Raw genomic sequence first — 23,716 nt, forward strand, 5'->3', positions numbered from 1 at the left:
TGGCTAATGATATCGCTGATGGCTCGATTATTCGATCGGTTCGAATGGAGGAGCCACAGCATTATGCGGATCGCTTCTCCCGTGGCTGGTCCATCATCACCCGTACAAGATCCCGACCGCGATCTTCCAGCCGGGCCGGTCGAGTTCACCCACCGCCAGGCGAGACGCTGGCGTCATCTTTTTCAGAGAGGGAGCCTGTCCCAGGCGTCTTCGTCTTATCGGTAAGATGATCCTTCGCATGCGGACCTGCGGCAGGATGATCCTTTGGATTTACAGGCTTCCTGCCTGTTTCTTCTACGGCCTGCTGCGCCTTGCTGCCCTTGTCCATACTCAACTCCCTTGATGAGACCAGTCATTGTCTCTGGATCAAACCCGCGGGATGGTCTGGTCCAGCCGAAGACCACCCATTTCGCTGTTTTCCGGAGACTTCTCACCCTCGGCGACATCGCGCTGGTGGCCCGTGGGCAAAACGTCGTCGTGGATGTCATTCGGGAGCTCCCGATCCAGTTCATAAGCTCGAACGCGGGGCGAGGTCTCATGAGTGCTTCGCGAGTAAGCGCCGACACCCGCGGTTTGCTTGGCCGCTTCCGCTTCGCTGAGGCTCGGCTCTGCCGCCGCCGGCTGCGCTGTCCACCCATCTTCTCTCCAGAGATCGGCACGCTCATCCATGTCGATGGCGCCGTGATCGTCCAGAATGTCATGGGCTGTATCGTAGATGGCATCGTCGACCGAGGCCGACACCAGGAAGCCGCCTCTACGAAGGCCCTCTGCATAGACGGAGCGATCCTCATCCGGGAAAAACCAGTCCTTCAGCGCATCGAAGAAGCCGCCGCGATCATCGGCCGCAACATTGGCTTTTTCAGCATCAGTTTCATATCCCGCCATCAGGCGGGGGTCGATTACGCCCGCGTCCCTGAGGCGTTCGACAGCGCTCTCGGCGTCGGATCGGGTATCGAAGAAAGCGGTGAGGGTGCTCTTCGCCATCCCGTGCGAAGAGCCGCTTGTGCTTTCGTTGTAAAGGTTGGCCATGGTTTCCTCCATCCATTGCGTATGTCGGCAACTCGCATGGGGCTTCATGGTTCCTTCACGTTGTGAAGGCCGGCAACTTTTGTCCGCCGCCGCAGAGCGCTTCTCCGTTCGCCAGACTACTTATCCGGGACGTTGACTTCGCCATTTTCCTCGCCGTCCCAGTAATAGATCGATGACGCCGTCACTTTGATGAGGACGAGGCCGGACGTGTCGACGCCCTCCGGGAACCAGCGTTCCAGTCCTATAACCCAATGTTCCTCGAAGGCAGTCTCTTCTCGAACGATCGACGCCTTTCCTTGGATCGCGGTGAAGATGCCCGGCTTGCCAAGGAGGCTCGGCGGCCCGGTGAATGTCAGCGAGACGCCATCATTGCCTTTGATCTCGTTGATTTTGCGGGTGTCCTCGTAGGAGAAGAACCAGGAGTCACCGTCGTACTCGACGTCGCCGTTGTTGCTCATCGGACGGCTGGAAATATTTCCCACGCTGTCGTGCGTCGACAGCATGCAGAAATCGATCTTCTTAATCTTGGATGCAAGGTCTTCGAAACTCATCGTGGACATCGCTGAACTCCCGTTTTCGTGTGTGAGATATCGTTCGCCAAGTCCGATTGTTCCCGCGATCCCGCAAACCTTTCGCTTTCAACTCGTCCATCACTGTCGACTTGCTCCCACCCAGGAACAAAGGGGGTGTTCTGAAGTTCTGGTTCAAGGAAAAGGAGAACCACAATGGATCATTCAAATCATGTTCGTCTGACGGCCGCGGAACTGACGGCAGACAATCTTGAAGGCGCAACGATATACGGTGCTGACGACCACAAGGTCGGTTCCGTCGACCATGTCCACGGAAGCAGTTCAGTTGTGATCGATGTCGGTGGGTTTTTGGGGATTGGCGCCAAGCCGGTCGCGGTTCCCTTTTCCGATCTCGACTGGATGCGAGATGAAGACGGGGAAATTCATGCAGTCACGAGTTGGACCAAGGATCAGCTCAAAGCCATGCCAGAGCATAGTGACTGAAAGCCCTTCGACACCACCTTCAGCCAGACGTCGCCTTTGCAAAGGAGCCACGGTCTCTTTCTAGGGGTGGCTTCTATGAAGAAAGAAGATTTCGACATGGGAATGAATAAACCAACCAGCGGCGCGGCTGGCACCACGGATCAATCTCCCCGGTGGGAAGGGCCGCAGGAAAACAAGCCGGGTGGCTACCTGCCCGCAAAGGACGATCCCGATCGTATCAGGGATGCCAACAGGGAAACAAACGGTGACCCCAAGGTCACCAAGGTCTCTCATGGACTCAAACAAAGGGGTGAGTGAAATTCCGAAATCGAGAGATACGCAAGCAGCCGATGAAGGAATGGGATCTGAATTACGATCCCGCGGACGAAAACGAAGGCGACATGTGTTAAGGCTTGCCATCAACGCGCAGGCTCGACAACGGCACAGTCGACGGCGCGACTCGAGGCCGGCGAGCAGAGACAAGAGAGTTCCAAGTAACGTCGAACCCTTCCGTCGTAACGGGATGAGCTCGACCTACGCTGACCGCCACGGCGAGAACCCGATTTTTATTTGCAGTTCGCAGCCTTGCGAACAATTCCGTCTCTTCCTCGTTGTGTCTTGAAGCGACAACGCTCTTTGTCGCGTATCCGGACAACAGGAAAGGAAGCGCCCCATGGCACCCACAAGCCGCGCCCGCGACATCTACAAGCCCGAGTTTCAATTTGGCATGGGCGGCGTTTCCCTCGGGAACGAGTTCAATAAGATCGCCGACAAGGAGGCGGAGACTGCGCTGGAAGCCGCTTGGAGCGTTGGCGTCCGCTACTACGACGTCGCGCCTTGGTACGGGCTGGGTCTCGCCGAGCGTCGGTTCGGCCATTTCCTTCATAACCAGAAGCGCTCCGACTACCTTCTGTCGACGAAAGTCGGAAAACTTCTGAAGGCGTCGAAGACGAACAACCACGAAAAAATGTATCCGCTTTCGGATTCGCCGAACGATCTCCTCATCGACTACACGGGTGATGGCGTCCGACGCTCGATTGAGGACAGCCTCCAACGTCTTGGCGTCGACAGCATAGACGTCGCTTTCGTTCACGACTTATCTCCGGACTTCGCCTTCTTCCCCACGCCGTGGGAGGAACAGTACGAGATTGCTCGCAAGGGCGCGTTTCCGGCGCTCACAAAGATGCGGGAGGAGGGCATCATCAAGGGATGGGGCGTCGGCGTCAACACGCCGATGGCGATCCTGAAGGTGATGGAGGACGCAGATCCGGACGTCTGCCTGTGCGCCCGCCAGTATTCTCTGATCGATCACGACGAGACCATCGAGAAGCTTTTTCCCAAAGTGCGGGAAAGGGGTGTCGGCCTGGTGATCGGTTCCAGCCTCAACGCCGGCTTTATCGGCGGCAGCCCCCGTTACAACTATGGTGCGGAGAACTACAAGATCCCGCCGGAGGTCATCGAGAAGCGTCGCAAGCTGCGCAAGGTCGCTGAGAACCACGGCGTGGATCTCCGGACGGCGGCCATCCAGTTTTCCGCAGCACCCGACGTCGCCATCGCGTTGGTCGTAGGCGCTGGAAGCGACTGTCAGATCCGCGAGGACTGGAACTCGCTGCAAACCAGGATTCCAAACGAATTCTGGGCCGAGCTGAAGAAGGACGGGCTCGTGCACCGCGATGCGGCTGTGCCGTCTGTCTAAAGTTTCAGCATATAATCTCTGAAAGCGGGAACCATCTGGTCAGGCACGTGTTATATAAAGTTGCCCGGCCAGATCGCTTTTCGAAAGGTTGTCCGTGGGCGCGTTGAGACCGTCGACTTGGAACTTTAATGGACAGCATGAACATTGCCTTGAACGACAACCTTCCGTTCGAAGAAGCGCGGGCTTATGAGCGACTTCAGGACAGGGAGCTGTGGCTGTCCGGCCAGCGACAGGCATTCGCCTCCGCACTGAACGACGCCCCTCTCAAAGAGACCCTCGGCATCCTTGTCGACACGGCGACCTCCGCCCTTGGTGATGGAACGCGGGCCGCATTCTTCCTGACCGGACCGGATGGCGAAACGCTGCATCACGTCGTCGGGATGCCGGACGACTACGCGATAGCAGTCGACGGTCTCGCGGTCGGCCCCGAATCCCTGGCTTGCGGTCTCGCGGCGCACATCGGAAAAGCCGTCCTGACAGCCGACGTCTACCTCGATCCGCTGTGGCGACAATGGATCTGGCTTGCCGACAAGTATCAGTATCGGGCTTGCTGGAGTTATCCTATCAACACGTCGACCGGCCATTTCGTCGGAACGTTTTCGGTGTACTGGCCGGAGCCTCGCGAGGCTGCGACTTGCGATATCGACCGCACAGGCCTCATCACGCAGGCCGCCGGCGTCATCATCTCCCGGTTCAATGAAGCCGAAGAGCGGCGCAAGGCCGAGCATGCGCTGCTCGAAACGAAGAAGCAGCTCGAAGCCGAGCTTGCCGACAGCGAACTCCTTCGGCAAATCAGCCTGGAGCTCGCCGGGGAAGACGGCGAGGACGGGCTCTACAAGAAGCTCGTCGGCGCTGCCGCGAAAATCATGAAGTCCGACGTCTGTACCGTGCAGTATCTGCATCCCGAGCGTGGACCGGCAGGCGAGCTGGAGATGCTCGCATCGACCGGTCTCGACGCCCGCGGCGTGGAATACTGGAAATGGGTTCGTGGGGACTCTGGCTGCACATGTGGCGAAGTCCTTCGCACGGGCAAGCGGGCCATCGCCGAGGACGTAGAGACCTGCTCCTTCATGGCAGGCACACCCGACCGGGACGTGCTTCTCGGCGGTGGCATCCGGGCCGGGCAGACGACCCCGCTCGTCACCCGCGAGGGCAAGCTCGTCGGCATGATCTCCACCCACTGGAGCATGCCGCACAAGCCGACCGAGCGCGAACTGCGCATGCTCGACATCATCGCCCGTTCGGCGGCCGACCTGATAGAACGGCGCCGTGCCGCGGCGACGCAACGGCTGCTGCTTAACGAACTGAACCACCGCGTGAAGAACACGCTGGCCGTCGTCCAGGCCATGGCGACACGGACGCTGGCCCGCTCGCCGGATCCGAAGGTATTCGCCAAGAGCTTCGGCGGCCGCGTCCAGTCTTTGGCAAAGATCCACGACCTGCTGAGTGCGAAGGCTTGGGAGGGCGCCGACCTTAAGGAACTCATCTATGGGCAGGTCTCAGCAGGTGCGCCCGACGAAACGCGGTTGACCGCCACCGGACCGGCCGTCCGGCTCGACCCTCAGACGGCGCTTCACCTCGCGCTCGTCGTACACGAGCTTGGGACAAACGCGACGAAATACGGCGCGCTTTCCTTGCCTACTGGCAAGGTTTCCATTCAATGGCGGATCGACGAAGGTCTCCGTATTCGTTGGGCGGAACTCGGTGGCCCACGCGTCGAACCGGCTGCGTCGCCAGGGTTCGGAACGACGCTGATTTCGCAGAGCGTGCGCGGGCAAGGCGGCGAGGCAAAGATGACGGCGCTCCCGGAAGGCGTTATCTGGGACATCATGGTGCCCTATACTGTGAAGGCGTCCGCCGCTAAGCTTCTCTCAACGATGACGAAAGAGAAGCCCGCCGCATCAATGGAAGCACTCGATTTGAAGGGCCGCCGAATCCTGGTTGTGGAAGACGAGCCTCTGATCGGAATGGACATCGTCGCAGCGCTTGAAGACGCCGGTGCCGAGGTTGAGGGACCCGTGGCTACGGTCGAGGAGGCCTGCGCCGTCATCGAGAGCAAGGGTTTCGATGCCGCGCTTGTCGATGCCAATCTCCATGGCACCTCTGTCGGGCCAATCGCTGCGGCTCTCGCCGAGCGTGGGGTGCCGTTCGCGTTCGCGACGGGATACGACAAAGACGGTCTGCCGGAAGGCTTTCAGAACCGCCTCATCCTCGGGAAACCCGCTGGGCCGGAAGACGTATTGAAAACGGTTGGCAGTCTGATCGCAAAATCCGATCGCATTGAAATGAACGCATAGGGCGGCCCAACTATCCAAAGGTCGCGTTGCTGACGAGAGCTGCAAGTTCTGCCGCTCGCGACGCCGAAATCGCTTACAACTTTGACCACGCATGTACTGGCGGGGATGAATAGCGGACGGGAAGGTCGGTCCGGTTTCGCTTCGGGCTTTTTTGTTGCCCGCTATCGGGTTTAGCCAAGCGCGTGCTCGATGCGGTGTACATGCTGCTCGTGGACGGGCATGCCGCGCTCCGCCGCATCGATTTCGTCCGTTGTCAGTCCCGTGGCGATCGCAAGCTCTTCGAGCGAATATCGCCTTCGCGAGGCGGGCTTCCTGTATTGCAGTCGCAGCAGCGACGGCGTTCGATACATGATCCATGTCGAATTCCATCCGATGTTAGAGCGTCGATTTTAGTTGGGGTGGTTCGGGCAATGGCTATCGCGTTGCCTTTTTGAGGGCGCGCTCCGCCTCGAGCCTTAGCTTCCGGAGTCGATCCGTCTTTTCCTGCCTACGACACCGCTCTTCGTCAGCAGCTTCCTGCGCGACCGTGTTCGTACGCTCGACCGCGGCCGCGCGCTGGCCGACGGTCAAGGTTCGTCTGATCCTTGATACCATGATGTCCATCTATGTAAGTTGTTACGTATATATGGTGACGAGACAGCGATTTAGCAACGCATGGCAGCCCTTCGCTCAGCACTTGGATCGACATCTTGCATCCCGCCCGGATCGATCTCATTTAGTGGTCACACCCCGTATCGATGACCGCCGCCGCGACACCCTTCTCCGTCGCGCGCAGTCGTCCGGGATGGATGAGGGCGCTCCCCGGCGACGGGTCGAGCGCCCTCATTATTTGGTGTCGCGTTGCAGCGTGAGTTCTGCGCGTCGTCGACACACCCGGCATCAAGCACTCGTGACCAAGCTGTTCGTTTCCAGCGCCGACGACTTCGCGCTGCCAGTGTATGAGCCAATGCCGGCGTAGTGCGGGAGCTGCCGATTGCAACAATCTCCGCCAAAAATAAACCGTTGGAACTTATAGGTTTTATAGGTGTTTCCGATCTGTCTAACAGGAGGAACCACCAATGAAAAAAATCGTACTCGCTACAGCCGGTCTGCTCCTCGTTGCCACTGGTGCATTCGCGCAAAGCGAAACGCCGAGCACGTCGCAGACGACACCGGCTGTCAACACCGAACACAATGCGGGAGCACCGGTCGCCGGCAAAAACAGCTTCACCGAAGATCAGGCGAAGTCCCGGATCGAGGAAGCCGGCTACAAGGACGTGGCCGGCCTGAAGCTCGATGACCAGGGCGTCTGGCGCGCGACGGCTTCGAAGGATGGTAAGCCTGCAAAAGTCTCCCTGGACTTCCAGGGCAACGTCACGCTTGCCAAGTAAAACGATAACGGAGGAATTCCCATGAAGACCACGATCACCGGATTGTACGACAGCTACGACGACGCCAGGGCCGCAGTGAAGGCGCTTGAGGATGCCGGCGTCTCGTCGGACGACATCAGCATCGTCACCAACAAGGCCAATGGTGACGTCGATGTCGAAGGGCAGGGCAATCGGGCAGGTGAAGGGGCTGGTACCGGTGCAGGTGTCGGTGCCGTCGCCGGCGGCGCAGGAGGTCTCCTGACTGGCCTTGGCATGCTTGCAATCCCTGGCGTCGGCCCGGTCGTCGCTGCCGGTTGGCTTGCAGCAGCCGCAGCCGGAGCTGTTGCGGGCGCCGTTGCCGGTGGAGCGGTCGGCGGTATCGTCGGCGCGATGATCGAATCCGGCGTACCGGAAGAAGACGCAAACTTCTACGCGGAGAGCGTTCGTCGCGGTGGCTCAGTGGTGACCGCGCGTGTGGACGATGACCGCCGCGCGTCTGCCGAAGCGATCCTCAACAACTCGCCGCGCGTGGACGTCGCCGCCCGTCGCGCGAGCTACACAGAACAGGGTTGGACGCGCTTCGACGAAGCTGCTGACCCCTACACGCCGGAACAGATCGCCGCCGAGCGCGACCGGTATCGCGTCAATCGTCTGTAATGCGCTTCAGCATGGATACTTCGAAAGCCCCGCCGTCGCGGGGCTTTTGCTTATGAAACGCTGGGACCTTTTGCTATTCCCCGCGCTGTCTTTACACTATCACCAAGATAACGAGATGCCGCCAGGCAGAAATCGACAGGACAACCCTGCTTCGAGCAACCCCAGCAGGACGGGTTGTTGATATCGAGGAAAGAGACGCGGGACCTACCAAGCGGAAACGGCCACGGAGGCCCGGCAAGGCTGTTGCGGCAAGCCTTCATCGTTTTCATCTATGGCTTGCTGCTTGCGCTTCTCGCATGGGAGTGGCAACGGCACGACGCAGGTCACCACACCGCCGGGTGCCGAAAAGACGCAGTGAGCCGCAGCATTTTTTGAAGATCGTTCGGAACACGGGCGCTGGGTGGAAGTTCATTTTCAGAGATCATGAGGATCTCTCAAGGAGGAGAATGACAATGCCTCCACAAGCACCGACACCTCTCATTCCAAGAGCGGCTCCAAGTCGACCAGCGGTAAGAGCGCATCGCCAACGACGAAGAGCGCAAGCTCGTCCGGCAAGCAGGGTGGTTCCCATGAGCAGCACGTCAAGGCCGGCGAGCAGAACCATAAGAACGCGAAGTGACGGCGAATCCTTTGATGGCAATGTTGGACGGGCGCGGATCACTCCGCGCCCGATTGCATCAGACGGTCGGCGGCGACGCCTTGCCGAGCTTCACAGACGGTTCGCGGCCCCAGACACGCAGCTTGCCTAGTTCCTCAATGAACGCTGAGACGTCTTTGCCCCCTGACAACTGAACCGTCCCCTCATCAAGCTGCCCGGCGATGCCCGCTTTTTCCAGAAGAGGCAGGGAGGATTGGTCATAGCCTATATACTTGCAGTGCTGGAAGGCGTCGGCGACGAAGTCGCGGGCGGCCGCCTCCTTTACAAGATCGTCCATCGCCTGAAGTGACGTCAAAAGGACAACAGCGTCAAACAGCACGGACGGGCCGCCATCAATCATATGGTGCGCTTCGATGAAGCTCCCGTCGTCGGCCGTGACGCCGCCCACTTTGGGAGCAATCAATTCAACGACCGCCTTATCGGCGACGACTGCTTTGGTCACCGTCTTGAGAAGCTTCGCGTCGACGCCATCAGCGATCAGGACGCCAAGCTTGCGACCTTCGAAACGCATTGGTCCGCGTTCGACGATGCTGAGTGCGGGAGAGGGTTCCAGATCCTGACGCGTTGGCATTGCGGCGTCCGCGGCCGGCGGCATCTTCTGGATGCCGAGCTTCTGGGCGACAATCGCGGCGAGTGTCTTATCGATGTTTAGCAGGTGGGAGATCATCCGCTCCCGGATGGCCACCCTCTCGACCTTGCTGAGTTCGAAGGTGAGCGCCATGGCTATATGGCGCTGTTCCGCTCCGGTTTGGCTGATGTAAAACTGACGAGCTTGGCTGTAGTGATCGGCAAAGCTTTCCGGCCGCAACCGCACCTTCTGCCCCTGTTCCTCTGCCGGGAAGTGACGGTATCCATGAGAGGGCGACTCGCGCGGGCCCTCGCCATGAGAGTTAGGTTGATAGTTCGCTCGGCCAACAGGGTTGCGCATCGCCATGTGGCCGTCTTGCTGGAAGTTGTGCATGGGACACTTCGGCGCGTTGATCGGCAGGTGGGTGAAATTCGGGCCGCCAAGGCGCTTCAACTGCGTGTCGAGGTACGAGAAATTGCGACCCTGCAGCAGCGGGTCATTGCTGAAGTCGATGCCAGGCGGCACGTTTTGCGTCATGAAGGCGACCTGCTCAGTCTCGGCGAAGAAATTGTCCGGCATGCGATCGAGCACCAAGCGGCCGATCGGACGTACCGGCAGGATTTCCTCCGGAATGATTTTCGTCGGGTCGAGGACATCGAAATCGAAGCTGTCCGCGAAGTCCTGATCGAAGAGCTGGACGGCGAGCTCCCATTCAGGGAAGTTGCCAGTTTGAATGGCGTTCCACAGATCGCGGCGGTGGAAGTCCGGGTCGGCGCCGTTGATCTTGACGGCTTCATTCCAGGCCACGGATTGAAGCCCCAGCTTCGGCTTCCAGTGGAATTTGACGAAGGTCGACTTGTCCTCGGCATTGACGAAGCGGAAGGTATGAACGCCAAAGCCCTCCATGAAGCGGAGCGACCGGGGGATCGTCCGGTCCGACATGATCCACATGACCATGTTCATGCTTTCCGGTGTCAGGCTGATGAAATCCCAGAAATTGTCATGCGCGGTCTGGGCCTGCGGAAAAGCCCGATCCGGCTCCTGCTTTGCCGCGTGGATAAGGTCGGGGAACTTGATCGCATCCTGGATGAAGAAGACCGGGATGTTGTTGCCGACGAGATCCCAGTTGCCTTCCTTCGTGTACATCTTCACGGCGAAACCACGGACGTCGCGCGCAAGGTCGGCGGAACCCTTGTTGCCGGCGACGGTCGAGAACCGCACGAAGACGGGCGTCTTCTCGCCCGCCCGCTGAAACACGTCCGCACGCGTGACGTCCGACAAGGATTCATACGTTTCGAAGAAGCCATGGGCTCCGTAGCCGCGCGCGTGGACCACACGCTCAGGTATCCGCTCATGATCGAAATGAAAAATCTTCTCGCGGAAATGAAAATCATCGACGAGCAGAGGTCCGCGTGGACCGACGCGCAAAGAATTCTGATCGTCGGCCACGGGCGCGCCCTGCGACGTGGTAAGGACGGCCTGACCGTCTTCTGCAAACTGGTGAAGTTCTCCTCCGGTGCCACGGTGAAGCTGCTGGTCGTGAATCTTCACGCTGTCGCCAGACGAGGTCGTGGATGCGGATTTTGCTGGGCGTTTGGCCATCTTGATGTCCCCTTGATGCCGGACGCCTGCGAAGCGCCCGGCGAAGCAATTTAAGCGCTGCGGGCCTGTGCCGCGTGCCGTCCTTCGGCGAACTCCTCTACGATCTTTGCGCAGAACGCAGGCAGGTCGGTAGGATTGCGACTGGTCACGAGGCCCTTGTCGGTGACGACTTCCTCGTCCACCCAGATTCCGCCGGCGTTGCGGATGTCGGTAGACACGGTCGGATAGGAGGTTAGAGTGCGACCTTTGACGACGCCGGCTTCCACAAGTACCCACGGACCGTGGCAGATCACGCCGACTGGCTTCTCCTGGGCGAAGAAATCGTGAACGAACGATACGACCTTGTCATCGCCCCGCAGCTTGTCCGCGCCAACGCTTCCGCCGGGAATGACCAAACCGTCGAAGTCCGCAGCCGACACCTCGCCAATTGCCTTGTCGACGGAAAACTTCGACCCAGGATCGAGGTCATGATTGACGGCCTGTGCCTCGCCGGGCTGTAAGCCCACGACGACTACGGTCGCGCCAGCATCTTCGACGGCCTTTTTCGGTTGAACGAACTCTGGCTCTTCAGTGCCGCGTGGAGCGATAAGGATCGCGATCGTCTTACCTTGCAAACTCATAGCTATTCTCCTGTAGTTTTGCCGAAGTGGGATTGGTCGGTCACTTGTTCAGATCGGTCGCCATCTGAAGATGATGCTCGAGGGCGGGGCGCGTCGTAGCGGCCCAAGCCTTTAGATCGGGGTTGTCTCCTCCATCGCTGTACCGCTTGAACAGGTCAACCGTTCAGCGGGTTCCGTATCCCCAACCTACGTGGAGCTTGAATGTTCCGGTGTTGATCGGTGCGTGGAACTCTGTCCCCGTCCCCGTGTTGTGTGGACACACTCAGGGAGGTTTGGATGGGCGACGATAAGAGCTCGACAAGAACGTGCAGGCTCAGGAGGAAATCCGGAAGAAGGGAATGGCATGATGACTGAGTTCGACTACGTTGTCCTAGGCGCCTCCGGTCACATTGGCAGTGTCGTTTTCACGGAGTTGCGGAAGATCGGCGCGTCTGCCCTCGCGGTGGTGCACAGCCAGCAGGAAGCAGACGAAATCGTCGCTGCTGGGGGCGATGCGAGTGTAGTTGATATTTGCGATGCCGACGCGCTGAGGGTCGCGCTCGCGTCTGCCAGAAGAGCCTTCCTGTTAAATCCACCGGCCGACCCGAAGAAAGATACCGATGCTGTCGAGACCCGGACGGCGCAAAGCATTGCCGCGGCCCTGAGGGGGACATCTCTGCAGAAGGTTCTGGTCGTCTCGACCTACGGTGCCCAGCCAGGTGAAAAGATCGGCGATCTTTCGGTGCTCTTCGACTTCGAGCGCATGATCGAGGTCACGAGCGTACCAGCGGCAATCAATCGTGGTGCATACTACTTCACCAATCTCGATCCACTGCTCGAGCCTGCGCGAGAGGGAACAATCACGAGCCCGTTCCCACCAGACCTCGTCCTTCCGATGGTGTCGCCCATTGATCTCGGCAAGGCGGCCGTCGAGCGACTGACGTCGCCGATCGAGGATATCGGGATTCGATACGTCGAGGGGCCTGCACGCTATACCTTCGCGGACGTCGCGACCGCATTTTCCGACGTACTAGGCCATGCGGTGCTGCTGAAGACGATCCCGGAGACCGCCATCGAGCGGAATTATAAAGATCTCGGTTTTTCCCGCGCTGCTGCCAACTCTTTTACGCGCATGACGAAGACGAGCATCGAAAGTCCGCAGCTCCCGGAGTCTCCAATTCAGGGAAGCGTTTCCCTGGAGGATCACATCACGCAGATCGCATCGACTAAATGAGCACGTAGGCCTTAACAGTCCGACTGGTGGAAATCCACTTTTCGACGTCGTCCCGGAGAGAAGAAGATCATGCGAAGGACTGAGCTGGGTCGAGCGCGAGTGTAATCTACCGTACGGAGGTATACGGACGACAGCGGTCGAATATATAATGACACCGTATCAAGTGTGCCAAACTCATCCCCATGTCGGCCGAAATCCGCTGATCGAGCGACGCAAACGAGGTAGGCCGTACGGTCTCTTTCGTTCGGGCATTGTCCGGCCCTCGTTCCTTGCCTTCCGGCAATCTCTTCATATCTTTCGATAATATGCGTCTTTCGGGCGTCCAACTGCTTAGGAACCGACTTTGCCAGCAACGATTTCATCCGGAAACATCGGCCTCGATATCATACTGAAGGGTGGCCTGCCTTCGCGGCGTCTTTATCTTGTCGAGGGAGCGCCGGGGTCGGGCAAGACGACGCTGGCGTTGCAGTTTCTGCGAGAGGGCGTACGCAGAGGTGAGCGAGCGCTTTATATAACGCTGTCCGAAACCGAAGAGGAGCTTTCCGCGGTCGCGAGCTCCCACGGCTGGGACATCAACGAGTTCGATATCTTCGAATTCAACTCCGCGGCGGATATTTTTGGTGAAGGACGCGACCAGTCGATCCTGCATCCATGGGAAATGGAACTCAGCGAGACGATCCGGCTGATCCAGGATGAGGTCGAGCGTGTCAAGCCGAAGCGGGTGGTCTTCGATAGCCTTTCGGAGATGCGCCTACTCGCTCAGGATCCGCTGCGCTATCGCCGGCAGGTCTTGGCACTGAAGCAGTTCTTCTCGGGGCGGGACACCACGGTTCTCCTGATTGACGACATGACCGGCAATGCAGACGAGCGGGATGCGCATCTTCACAGTCTTTGCCACGGCGTCATCACCCTGGAGCGCCTGACGCTCGATTTCGGCGCGGCCCGCCGCCGGATGCAGGTTCAGAAGCTGCGGGGCGTCGATTTCACCGCAGGTTATCACGATTTCACCATCAAGACGGGCGGCCTGGAAGTCTATCCGCGCCTTATCGCAGCCGCTCATCACGTGGATTTCTCGGGGGAGGCGACGGCGAGCGGTGTCGAAGAGCTGGATCGTCTTCTCGGCGGCGGTCCGCGAAGGGGCACGAGCACGCTCGTGACGGGACCGGCCGGCTGCGGCAAGACAACGATTGCGTTGCAATATCTTTTCGCGGCCTGTGAGCGAGGCGAGCCTTGCATCGTCTATGAATTTGACGAACGGATCGGCACGCTACTCGCCCGCGCCAAGGCGTTCAGCCTCGACTTGCAACCCTTCATCGAGAGTGGCTTGCTCGTCGTCGAACAAATAGACCCGGCGGAAATTTCTCCCGGCGAGTTCGCGGCCCGCGTGCGCGGTGAGGTCGAGGCCAGGGGTGCACGGATGGTGGTGATCGACAGCCTGAACGGCTATATGGCCGCGATGCCTCAGGAACAGCATTTGATCCTCCAGATGCACGAGCTACTCTCCTATCTCAGCCAAACGGGCGTCGTGACCTTCCTGATCAATCCGCAGAACGGTCTCGTGGGAAGCATGTCGACCAGTCTGAATGTCTCCTACATTGCAGATACCGTGGTGCTACTCCGCTTCTTCGAGGCCGAAGGACGTGTAAGGAAGGCAATATCCGTGTTGAAGAATCGCGGTGGGGCACACGAGGATACCATCCGCGAAGTGCGCATCGACAGCGGCGGCATCCGTGTCGGCGAGCCGCTCTCGCGGTTCAGGGGAATTCTGACGGGAACGCCTGAATATCTGGGCGCCCGCGACCCGCTAATGGAAGATCGTGATAGTGATAGCTGAGCCGCTGTACGAGGGGCGCCGGATTCTGGTGAGCGCACCGTTCGGTCGCGACGCAGAAAGTGTCGCGACGCTCTTGCGCCAAGAGACCTATGATGTCGTCGTCTGTCGGGATCTCGGCGCGGTGGCTGATCTCATTGATGACAGCATTGGAGCTATCCTTCTAACGGAAGAGGCCCTCGTCAGGGATGTCGACAAGCTCAAGTCGGCGCTTGCAGCCCAGCCCTCCTGGTCGGATGTTCCTTTTGTTCTTCTAGCCGCGCCGCGTACCAGCCGAACACCGAACGGGCGACTGTCGCAATTGACGCTCTTCGATCTGGCAAGCAATAGCGTGGTTCTCGAGCGGCCCCTCGGAAGGGCCTCGCTCTTCAGTGCCGTGGCATCGGCGATGAGGTTGCGTGCCAAGCAGTTCCAGATGCGTGATCGTCTGACGGAACTGGACGACAGCGAAACACGGCTACGGCTTGCCACAAGTGCTGCCGGAATCGGCACATGGGATTTCGACCTTATCACCGGGCAGCTCAAATGGGACAAGCGCTGCAAGACGATGTTCGGCATCCTCTCCGAGCGCGAGGTTTCCTATGAGGAGGGCTTTCTTGCCGGATTGCATCCCGCCGATCGCGCCAAGGCCGACCTGGCTGTTCAGGAGGCACTTCGGCCTGGCGGTTCCGGCGAATACGAAATCGATTACCGAACGATCGGCATAGAAGATGCGGTCGAGCGCTGGATCGCAGCGAAGGGCGGCGCGATCTTTGCCGGCGGCAAGGCGGTGCGGTTCGTCGGCACGGTCATAGACATCACTGAACGCAAGCGGACGGAGAAGGCGCTAACGGCATCCGAGGCGGCGCTACGCGTCGAACGCGAAGCGCTTGACGATCTCAATCGGAATCTCGAGGCACGCGTCGTGCAGCGCACGGCGGAGCTTGAGGAGCAGATGGCGGCCCGTGGCCATGCCGAGGAAGCCCTTCGCCAAGCGCAAAAAATGGAAGCGATCGGACAGTTGACCGGCGGGATCGCCCATGACTTCAACAACATGCTGACCGGCATAATCGGCGGTATCAACCTTGCCAAGCGCCGAATTGCCTCCGGACGTCTTGATGAGGTCGGGCGCTTCATGGACGCGACCACGGATTCGGCTCACAGAGCGGCCGCGCTGATCGCCAGACTTCTCGCCTTCGCGCGCCGGCAGACGCTCGATGCCACGTCGCTTGACGTTGCCGCGCAGCTCGATGCTACGAAGGAATTGCTGGACAGGACGCTACCTGAAACCATCGCCATCGAGGTTAAGGTCGCGGCCGAGGTCGGATACGTTATGGCGGACGCCAACCAGCTCGAAAGCGCGTTGCTCAATCTCGCCATCAACGCACGCGACGCCATGCCCGATGGCGGGCATCTGACGATAACCGCGGAACGCTGCGTGGTAGCCGCAGCCGAGAGTGACGGGCTGGAGCCAGGCAGCTATGTTGTGATTGGCGTTGATGATACCGGCGTCGGCATGCCGCCGGAAATCCGAGAGAAAGCGTTCGAGCCATTTTTCACGACCAAGCCGATCGGACAGGGCACCGGTCTCGGCCTTTCGATGATATATGGCTTTGCGCAGCAATCGGGCGGCCAGGTCCGCATCGATAGCGCCGCGGGAAGAGGGACCTCCATCAAACTATACCTACCGGCAACGACCATTGACCGGAGTGAAGACGAAGACGCTACCCACGCCAGGGCCCCCGAAGGAAACGGCCAAACCGTGCTTGTGGTGGAAGACGACGATGCCGTACGCCTGCTGATATGCGAGGTGCTTTCGGACCTGTCGTATCGCGTTCTCGAGGCGGAGGATGCGGATGCTGCGGTTCGGCTACTGTTGGATCGGGGGCAGATCGATCTCATGGTATCCGATGTCGGCCTACCGGGAATGAACGGAAGGCAGCTTGCCGACGTTGCACGCCAGCACCGACCCGACCTGCCGGTGCTGTTCGTCACAGGCTATGCGGAAAACGCGGCCACCAAGGCGAGCTTTCTCGGGACGAACATGGCGATGATCAGCAAGCCTTTCGCGGTAGAGGCTCTCGCATCGAAGATCAAGGAAATGGTGATCCCGGCGGGCAAGTGAAATCAAGTGTGAGACTGCGTCCATGGACCTGACAAAGTCGGTAGCGCCGAGGGTCACCGAATGATGGTGACGGAGGCGTTGGGCAAGGTGCGCAGGCTGGATGGCCTGTATGTCTGCGACGCCTCCCTGAGGCCGACCATTCCCTGCGCCAACATCAATCTTCCGACCATCATGATCGCGGAAAAGATTGCCGATCTGCTAAGGACAGAAGTCTAACAAGCAGGATCATGTTGCGGGCCAGGATATCGACTCCGGCTTCCAACGATTCTCTACAACGGCCACTCATTGGCGCATCATCGAATGCGTCAACGCCCGTTACTGTGTGCACAATTCAATTCCGGTTCGGAGGTTCTCCCCTTTGAGAACCCGGTATAACGGTTCTTCTAGGCGCTGATGGCCGCTGGGGTCGAACTCTGCCGCACAACAATGCGAGGCGTCACCACGAAATGCTCGGTAACCGCTCGTCCCTTGATCCGTTCGATAAGCAGACGTGCTGCCTGGAGCCCCAATTGCTCCCCTGACTGATCGATGCTCGTCAGGTTGTTCTGCGCGAAGTCGCAAAACATGGTGTTGTCATAGCCGACTACGGCGAGGTCGTTCGGTATGTCGAGGCCTAGTTCCCTGGCGACGCTGATCACCTCAAGGGCGATCAGGTCGGTCCAGCAGAAAATGGCGTCGGGGCGCTGCGGACCTGTCAGCAGTCGGCGGGCGTTAAGTTGGACCTCGCGCAGGATCTGCGACGAACTCGTAATGTTGATATGTTTGCCAAGCCCCGCCTCCATCATCCCGCGTCGGTACCCCAACTCGCGTTGGATCAGGATGGTGGATGTCCCGGAGACGAGACTGAACATGGCGATCTTGCGATAACCGTTCACCGCCAGATGCTTGACCACGAGCATGGCCCCTTGCTGGTCATGATTGTTGACTGTGTCGAATGTCGTCGCCTCGGGGTCGTGATGTCCGATCGTTACCAGCGGCTTGCGCCTGGCGATGATGTCGAGGTTCTTTCGATCCTCCGTCGATCCGATCATCAGCATGCCGTCCATCTGGCGGTCGATCATTGATTCGACGATGCCCATCTCCGTCTCGACCGACGACTGGCTGATGCCGACCATGGCGCGATATTGGGTGCGTTCAAGCGCCGTGTTCACCCCGTCCATGATATCGGCGAAGAACGGGTTGCGCAGGTCGGGGAGGACAATGCCGATCGTATAGGTCTGGCCGCGCATGCCGCGGGCAGCCGCAAGCGGCCTATAATCGAGCTTGTCCATCGAGGCGCGGACATTTGCGCGCAATGCGTCCGAGACACCATAGGCGTCGCGCAGAACCTTCGAGACCGCGGCGACGGAAACGCCGGCATCTTTTGCTACATCCCGGATCGTCACCCGGCTGTCTCGTCCCTGCTTATCGCTCAAATCCCTGCCTTCCGATCGCCAAGCCTGTCCACGTTGATCGCCGCTTTGAAAAGTCGCCCAACACAATTTCACCGTATCGAAACAAAGCGGGTTGCCAAGCGAGAAAAAATGTAGAACGATATACGTAGAACGTATTACGACATTGACTGCAGCATGTGCAATGGAGGACGGCATGCACGACAGAGTGTCAGCGCACGCCTATAAGAATTCGGGATTGAGAGTCTATCCGTGGACGGCGGCAATGGTTCGCCCGCTTGCGGACCAGGGTGAGGGGACGCCAGCTTCCTTCCTGCAGAAAGAGTTCGATCTGGAGCGGGTGACCGGGCGCGAGATCCTGCGGATCAGCGCCCTTGGCCTCTACCGGGCATTCATCAACGGTCGACGCGTTGGCGACGATCTCTTGACACCCGGTTGGACCACTTACGACAAGCGACTGTCCTACCAGACCTATCAGGTCGGTGATCTTCTGCGGCAGGGAGAGAACACGATTACCATCTGGCTGGCCGACGGCTGGATGCGCTCGCCGCTGATGTGGGGCAAGCACCGGCTAACGAACACCTGGGGCGACAAGATCGCGGCAATCGCCGAATTGCGCGCAGGCGAGGGTGCAGCCGAACTTGTGCTTTCGACCGACGCCTCCTGGCAAAGCGGGCTTCTGCCTGTCCGCAAATCGGGTATCTATTTCGGTGAGGAGTTCGACGCCCGCATAAAGCCGCAGGTTTCGGCTGGTTCGCAGGCCATTGCCTTCGACCCGTCGATCCTCGTTGCGCACGAAACCGCGCCGGTGCGCGAACTGCCGGCAATTGCGCCGGTCCGAAGCTGGGACGATGCCGAAGGACGCACCATTCACGACTTCGGCCAGAATGTCGGCGGCTATGTCGCCTTCACGGTCACAGGCGAAGCCGGCGATAGCGTAAGGGTCGAACATGCGGAGGTGCTGGATCGCGACGGCAACTTCTACAACGTCAATTACCGCACCGCCGAAGCGCATACGGTCTACACACTCTCTGGCGAGGGCGAGGAGCACTATCGCCCCTACTTTACCTTCCACGGCTTTCGCTACGCGCGCGTTACGGTGACCGGAGCGGCGAAGGTCGAGCCGGTTCACTCCGTGCCTATCAGTTCCGTTACCGAGCAGAAAGCAAGCTTCAGCTCGGGCAATGCCCTGGTCGACCGGCTGGTGCTCAACACGGTGTGGAGCCAGCGAGGCAATTTCGTCGAAGTGCCGACAGATTGCCCGCAGCGGGACGAACGTCTCGGCTGGACCGGTGATGCGCAGGTTTTCGCAGGCACGGCACTCTATCTGGCCGACGCCCACGGGTTCCTCGTCAAATATGTGCGCGACATCATGGCCGACCAGCGCGAGGACGGTTCCGTTCCGCATGTTGTGCCGGATCCTACGCGCCAGCAGCCGGAGTTCTACCCGGGTTTCTACGGCTCGACTGGTTGGGGCGATGCCATTGCCGTCATTCCGTGGCAGCTATACCTGCATTATGGTGACGAGGCGATCCTCGGCGAAGCGCTCCCGGCAATGATCCGATGGGTCGATTTTGTGTGGTCGATCAGCGATGGCCCGATCGTCTCGCCGCCGCGCCAGTGGGGTGCGCGTGGCTTCAGTTTCGGCGACTGGCTGCAGCCTTCCGGCCCCTCGGCAAAGCCATTGCCGACGATTGGCGACGATGCGGCGGCGACGCTGTACCTGCATATCACCGCCAAGCTCGTGGCGCGGATCGCGGCGATCGTCGGCGACGATGCGACGGCGGAGCGTCTTGCCGCGATGGCTTCAAGGGTTAAGGACGCCTTCCAGCATGAGTTCATCACCGCCGCAGGACGTCTCGCCTATGACGACCAGACCTCCTATGCGCTGGCGATCCTGCACGACCTGGTTCCCGAAGAGCATCTTGAAGCGGCGAAGCGCTACTTCAAGGCGACAATTGCCCGCGCGGAGGGACGTATCGGCACCGGCTTCATCGGCACGCCGGCCCTGCTGCCGGCCCTGCTGAAGATCGGCGAAGTCGGGTTGGCGGCGGACGTCTTCCTGCAGGAAGAGGTGCCGGGCTGGCTCTATCAGGTGAAGATGGGCGCCACAACGATCTGGGAACGCTGGGATGCGATCCAGGCCGACGGCACGATCTACAATCCGCAGATGAACTCCTACAATCACTATGCCTATGGCGCGGTTTGCCAATGGCTCTTCGAGGCCGTGGCCGGCTTTCGTCCGGATCCCGAGCAGCCGGGTTTCGAGCGCATCATTTTCGAGCCGACCATCATTCCCGACCTTTCGCCTGTCGCGGCAGGCCATCAATCCCCGCGTGGCCTGATCGCCGCGGCCTGGTCTGTCGAGGGAAATATGGTGCGCTACGAAATCGAAATCCCCTCAGAATCCTATGGTGTCTTGAAGCTCGCGGACAGCTATTCCGATGCAGCCGTGAATGGCTCCGCCTTCAAGGGCGCCGATCTGCCGCCGGGCAAGCATGTCGTGACCTTTAATTTCGTGCCACCGTTGCGTGCCGTCAAAGAGGACTTTGAGATAAATGCCCGTACGCCCTGAAGTGCGGGCCGGAAGATTCTGCCGCTGAGGAGCGGCTCAACTGGGAGGAAATCAATGCTTATGAAAAGGACGAGACGTTCATTGATCAGCCTCGCGGCTGGCCTGTTGTCGATGACGATGCTTTCCGGCCATGCCATGGCACAGAGCACGCTGACGATGCTGATCGACAATGGTGCGAATACCGTTGCGATTACCGAGGCGCTGGTCAGCGCTTTCGAAAAGAGCAACCCGGACATCGATATCGAGATCGAGACGCGCCCTGGCGGCGGGGAGGGCGACAACATCGTCAAGACCCGGCTCGCGACCGGGCAGATGACCGATATATTCTACTATAATTCCGGCTCGCTGATGCAGGCGCTCGCGCCGCAGCAAACGCTGATGGACCTAAGCGGCGAGCCGTTCATGGCCAACGTCTCCGACACGTTCAAGCAGGTGGTAAGCGTTGGCGGTGCCGTCTACGGCATACCGATCAGCCCGGCGGAGGCCGGCGGCATCTTCTACAATCGTGACATCTATGCCGAACTGGGTCTGAAAGTGCCGAAGACCTGGGCCGAATTCATGGCCAACAACGAAAAGATCAAGGCTGCCGGAAAGACGGCCGTGATCCAGACCTATGGCGACTCCTGGACCAGCCAGGTTCTCGTTCTCGCGGACTATTATAACGTCCAGAGCGCCGTTCCCGATTTCGCCAAGCAATTTACGGCCGGCGTTGCGAAATTCGCCAAGACCCCGGCTGCCGAAAAGAGCTTCGAGCGTTTGAAGCAGGTGCATGACGCCGGGCTGATGAACGAGGATTTCGGCGCCGCCACCTACAATGACGGCTTGCGCATGCTGGTGAACGGCGAGGGCGCCCACTACCCTATGCTGACCTTCGCCATCCCGGCACTTGCCGAAAACTATCCCGAACTGCTCGCCAAGGTCGGCTTCTTCGCCCAGCCGGGCGATGATGCGGCGACCAATGGACTGACGACCTGGATGCCTGGCGGTTTCTATATTCCGAAGACCTCCTCAAATCCCGGTGCCGCCAAGAAGTTCATGGCCTTCGTCGCGAGCACCGACGGCTGCAAGGTTCTGGAGCAGACGGTCGGCGTCAACGGCCCCTTCCTGATCAATGGCTGCAAGCTGCCCGACAAGGTTGCGCCTGTGGTCGCTGATCTCTTGCCCTACTTCGCCGAGGGCGGCCACAATGCGCCGGCGCTCGAGTTCCTGTCGCCGGTCAAGGGGCCGATCCTCGAGCAATTGACGGTCGAAGTGGGCACCGGCATCCGCGAACCCGCGGCGGCGGCGGCGAGTTACGACGAGGATGCGCGCAAGCAGGCTTTGCAGCTCGGCCTTCCCGGCTGGTAACTACTGACGACGAGGCCGGAGGCCCTGGCGATGACACGTCGCCCGGGGTCCCGGCCGCTGTTTCTGGAGTCCTCATGGCCGCATCCGCTATTTCCGCTTCCCCCATGCGCCGGTCGTCTTATCCCGGATGGTTCTACCTGCCTGCCGCCGTCATCTACGGCATTCTGTTTCTTCTACCGACGTTCGCATCCTTCTATTTCAGCCTTACGCGCTGGAGCCTTTTCAGTTCCAGCTTCATCGGGCTTGATAATTTCGCCCAGTTTCTTCGCGAGCCCTTTCTGATAAAGGGGCTGGTCAACACCATCATCTATGCGGTGATCACCTCGGGGCTGAAGGTCGTCCTCGGCATGCTCCTGGCGGTCATGTTGACGAGCGAGATCCTGGCACGGGGGCTGCTGCGCTCGCTCGTATTCTTTCCCGTACTGGTCTCGACGATCGGCGTCGGTATCACCTTCACGGTGCTGATGCATCCGACGCAGGGCGCAATCAACGAGGGTCTGGCACTTATCGGCATCAAGGGGCCGGGCTGGCTGACGGATCCAAGCCTCGCTCTGATCTCGGTGGCGCTGGTCGACGTCTGGAAGGGCGTCGGTCTGGCGACGGTGATCTATATCGCAGGCATCGTGGCGATCCCGAAAGACTACTATGAAGCGGCGCGGATCGATGGCGGCACGAAGTTGCAGAGCTTCCTCTACATCACCCTGCCGCTCAGCCGGCCGGCGACGGCGACCGTGGTCACGCTCTCCTTCATCGGCGGCCTGCGCACCTTCGACCTGATCTGGGCGATGACCAAGGGCGGGCCGGGCTTTGCCTCCGACACGATCGCCTCGGTGATCTACAAGCAGTATCAGTCCGGCTTCTTCGGGCTTTCAACCGCCGGCAACGTCGTGCTGTTCGTCCTCATTGCCGTACTCGTGGTGCCGATCACGATCATACTCAACCGCCGGGAGGGACATCAGTGAGGTCGCGCGCATCAGTCATCGGCGGCATCGTGGCCGTGCTCATTTCCTTCGTGGTTTTCGTCATCCCCTTTGCGTTCATCATCCTGATGACGTTCAAGGACAAGCGACAGGCGAACCTGCTCGACTTCTCCTGGCCCACCGGCTTTCATCTATGGGACAATCTGGTCACCGTCGCTTCGACCCGCAACTGGATGCTGGTGACGGCCTTTGTCAACTCGACCATCCTGACAGTCGCGAGTGTGACGCTGCTGGTCGTCTTCGGCGCCATGGTCGGCTTCATCCTGGCGCGCAGGAAGACCCGGTGGAACCCGCTGGTCGAATTCCTGATTCTCGCCGGACTGATGATCCCACCGGCGGTGGTTCCGACCATCTGGCTGCTGCAGGGGCTGAAGCTGTTCGGCACGCTCCACGGCATGATCCTGGTGGAGGTGGCCTACAACCTGCCTTTCACCATCATTCTCTACCGTGCATTCATCGCCACCATCCCGCGTGACCTCGACGAAGCCGCCATCATCGACGGCGCCCGGCCGCTCGATGTGTTCTTTCGCGTCATCCTGCCGCTGCTCTGGCCGGTGACGGTGACCAATATCGTGGTGCAATCAGTCGGCATCTTCAACGATTTCACCAATCCGCTCTACTATCTGCCAGGCAACGCCAACGCGACGGTTCAGCTGACGCTCTATAATTTCCAGAGCCAGTTCAACACGGCCTACAATCTGCTCTTCACCAATATCGCGCTCATCACCATTCCGCCCCTGATTGTCTTCCTATTCTTCAACAGGCAGATCGTCGCGGGCATGACCGCAGGCGCCGTCAAAGGATAAA

At 59.8% G+C, this 23,716-nt stretch carries 21 protein-coding genes and 1 pseudogene; 14 read left to right on the forward strand and 8 right to left on the reverse strand.

What is annotated here, in order from left to right; all coding sequences use genetic code 11:
- Positions 1–145 precede the first annotated feature (145 nt).
- The 3 genes from QTL95_RS04775 to QTL95_RS04785 form a co-directional block, all read right to left on the reverse strand.
- Positions 146–328 carry a hypothetical protein gene (locus tag QTL95_RS04775; protein WP_289718834.1) on the reverse strand — a complete coding sequence of 61 codons (183 nt, stop codon included), beginning with the start codon at positions 326–328 and terminating at the stop codon, positions 146–148.
- Positions 329–366: 38 nt separating this feature from the next.
- The gene (locus QTL95_RS04780; RefSeq protein ID WP_289718835.1) at positions 367–1,029 is read right to left on the reverse strand and encodes a hypothetical protein; all 663 of its coding nucleotides are present in this window, start codon (positions 1,027–1,029) and stop codon (positions 367–369) included.
- Positions 1,030–1,145: 116 nt separating this feature from the next.
- Positions 1,146–1,589, reverse strand: coding sequence for a pyridoxamine 5'-phosphate oxidase family protein (locus QTL95_RS04785; RefSeq protein WP_289718836.1), 444 nt, complete (start codon positions 1,587–1,589; stop codon positions 1,146–1,148).
- A gap of 165 nt (positions 1,590–1,754) precedes the next feature.
- Here QTL95_RS04785 and QTL95_RS04790 point away from each other — a divergent pair, with 165 nt between their 5' ends.
- From QTL95_RS04790 to QTL95_RS04805, 4 genes are all read left to right on the forward strand, one after another.
- Positions 1,755–2,042 carry a PRC-barrel domain-containing protein gene (locus tag QTL95_RS04790; RefSeq protein ID WP_289718837.1) on the forward strand — a complete coding sequence of 96 codons (288 nt, stop codon included), beginning with the start codon at positions 1,755–1,757 and terminating at the stop codon, positions 2,040–2,042.
- 96 nt (positions 2,043–2,138) lie between these two features.
- The gene (locus QTL95_RS04795) at positions 2,139–2,339 is read left to right on the forward strand and encodes a hypothetical protein (protein WP_289719185.1); all 201 of its coding nucleotides are present in this window, start codon (positions 2,139–2,141) and stop codon (positions 2,337–2,339) included.
- A gap of 355 nt (positions 2,340–2,694) precedes the next feature.
- Entirely contained in the window at positions 2,695–3,717 is a 1,023-nt protein-coding gene (locus QTL95_RS04800; RefSeq protein WP_289718838.1) for an aldo/keto reductase, read from the forward strand.
- Positions 3,718–3,845: 128 nt separating this feature from the next.
- On the forward strand, positions 3,846–6,014 hold the full coding sequence (locus tag QTL95_RS04805) for an HWE histidine kinase domain-containing protein (RefSeq protein ID WP_289718839.1): 2,169 nt from the start codon (positions 3,846–3,848) through the stop codon (positions 6,012–6,014).
- A 170-nt stretch (positions 6,015–6,184) separates the two neighbouring features.
- Here QTL95_RS04805 and QTL95_RS04810 read toward each other — a convergent pair whose 3' ends face one another.
- Entirely contained in the window at positions 6,185–6,364 is a 180-nt protein-coding gene (locus QTL95_RS04810; protein WP_289718840.1) for a DNA-binding protein, read from the reverse strand.
- Positions 6,365–7,072: 708 nt separating this feature from the next.
- Here QTL95_RS04810 and QTL95_RS04815 point away from each other — a divergent pair.
- Both QTL95_RS04815 and QTL95_RS04820 read left to right on the forward strand, forming a co-directional pair.
- Positions 7,073–7,384, forward strand: a complete 312-nt coding sequence (locus QTL95_RS04815) for a PepSY domain-containing protein (RefSeq protein ID WP_289718841.1) — start codon at positions 7,073–7,075, stop codon at positions 7,382–7,384.
- Positions 7,385–7,405: 21 nt separating this feature from the next.
- Positions 7,406–8,020 carry a general stress protein gene (locus QTL95_RS04820; protein WP_289718842.1) on the forward strand — a complete coding sequence of 205 codons (615 nt, stop codon included), beginning with the start codon at positions 7,406–7,408 and terminating at the stop codon, positions 8,018–8,020.
- Positions 8,021–8,697: 677 nt separating this feature from the next.
- On the opposite strand, the gene catE is transcribed toward QTL95_RS04820, so the two are convergent.
- From catE to QTL95_RS04835, 3 genes and pseudogenes are all read right to left on the reverse strand, one after another.
- Positions 8,698–10,848, reverse strand: a complete 2,151-nt coding sequence (gene catE, locus QTL95_RS04825; protein ID WP_289718843.1) for a catalase C — start codon at positions 10,846–10,848, stop codon at positions 8,698–8,700.
- A gap of 50 nt (positions 10,849–10,898) precedes the next feature.
- Complete coding sequence (locus QTL95_RS04830) at positions 10,899–11,468, reverse strand: type 1 glutamine amidotransferase domain-containing protein (RefSeq protein ID WP_289718844.1); 570 nt, start codon at positions 11,466–11,468, stop codon at positions 10,899–10,901.
- Positions 11,469–11,508: 40 nt separating this feature from the next.
- A pseudogene (locus QTL95_RS04835) lies at positions 11,509–11,628 on the reverse strand (DUF4142 domain-containing protein); the annotation flags it as partial.
- Positions 11,629–11,814: 186 nt separating this feature from the next.
- Here QTL95_RS04835 and QTL95_RS04840 point away from each other — a divergent pair.
- The 4 genes from QTL95_RS04840 (at position 11,815) to QTL95_RS04855 (ending at position 16,832) form a co-directional block, all read left to right on the forward strand.
- Entirely contained in the window at positions 11,815–12,681 is an 867-nt protein-coding gene (locus tag QTL95_RS04840) for an NmrA family NAD(P)-binding protein (protein WP_289718845.1), read from the forward strand.
- A gap of 343 nt (positions 12,682–13,024) precedes the next feature.
- On the forward strand, positions 13,025–14,515 hold the full coding sequence (locus QTL95_RS04845) for an ATPase domain-containing protein (RefSeq protein ID WP_289718846.1): 1,491 nt from the start codon (positions 13,025–13,027) through the stop codon (positions 14,513–14,515).
- Entirely contained in the window at positions 14,499–16,616 is a 2,118-nt protein-coding gene (locus QTL95_RS04850; protein ID WP_289718847.1) for an ATP-binding protein, read from the forward strand. Before QTL95_RS04845 ends, QTL95_RS04850 begins: the two co-directional genes overlap by 17 nt.
- A 60-nt stretch (positions 16,617–16,676) precedes the next feature.
- Positions 16,677–16,832 carry a GMC oxidoreductase gene (locus QTL95_RS04855; protein WP_442981253.1) on the forward strand — a complete coding sequence of 52 codons (156 nt, stop codon included), beginning with the start codon at positions 16,677–16,679 and terminating at the stop codon, positions 16,830–16,832.
- 167 nt (positions 16,833–16,999) lie between these two features.
- On the opposite strand, the gene QTL95_RS04860 is transcribed toward QTL95_RS04855, so the two are convergent.
- Positions 17,000–18,031, reverse strand: coding sequence for a LacI family DNA-binding transcriptional regulator (locus tag QTL95_RS04860; RefSeq protein WP_289718848.1), 1,032 nt, complete (start codon positions 18,029–18,031; stop codon positions 17,000–17,002).
- 172 nt (positions 18,032–18,203) lie between these two features.
- On the opposite strand from QTL95_RS04860, the gene QTL95_RS04865 reads away from it, so the two are divergent.
- From QTL95_RS04865 to QTL95_RS04880, 4 genes are all read left to right on the forward strand, one after another.
- The gene (locus QTL95_RS04865) at positions 18,204–20,582 is read left to right on the forward strand and encodes an alpha-L-rhamnosidase (protein WP_289718849.1); all 2,379 of its coding nucleotides are present in this window, start codon (positions 18,204–18,206) and stop codon (positions 20,580–20,582) included.
- A gap of 60 nt (positions 20,583–20,642) precedes the next feature.
- Positions 20,643–21,929 carry an ABC transporter substrate-binding protein gene (locus tag QTL95_RS04870; protein ID WP_289718850.1) on the forward strand — a complete coding sequence of 429 codons (1,287 nt, stop codon included), beginning with the start codon at positions 20,643–20,645 and terminating at the stop codon, positions 21,927–21,929.
- A gap of 74 nt (positions 21,930–22,003) precedes the next feature.
- Entirely contained in the window at positions 22,004–22,891 is an 888-nt protein-coding gene (locus QTL95_RS04875; RefSeq protein ID WP_289718851.1) for a carbohydrate ABC transporter permease, read from the forward strand.
- A complete protein-coding gene (locus QTL95_RS04880) occupies positions 22,888–23,715 on the forward strand; it encodes a carbohydrate ABC transporter permease (protein WP_289718852.1) in 828 nt (275 codons plus the stop codon). The genes QTL95_RS04875 and QTL95_RS04880 overlap by 4 nt, the downstream gene beginning before the upstream one ends.
- Position 23,716 lies beyond the last annotated feature (1 nt).

Source organism: Rhizobium sp. S152 (genome assembly GCF_030380735.1).
Lineage (GTDB): Bacteria > Pseudomonadota > Alphaproteobacteria > Rhizobiales > Rhizobiaceae > Rhizobium.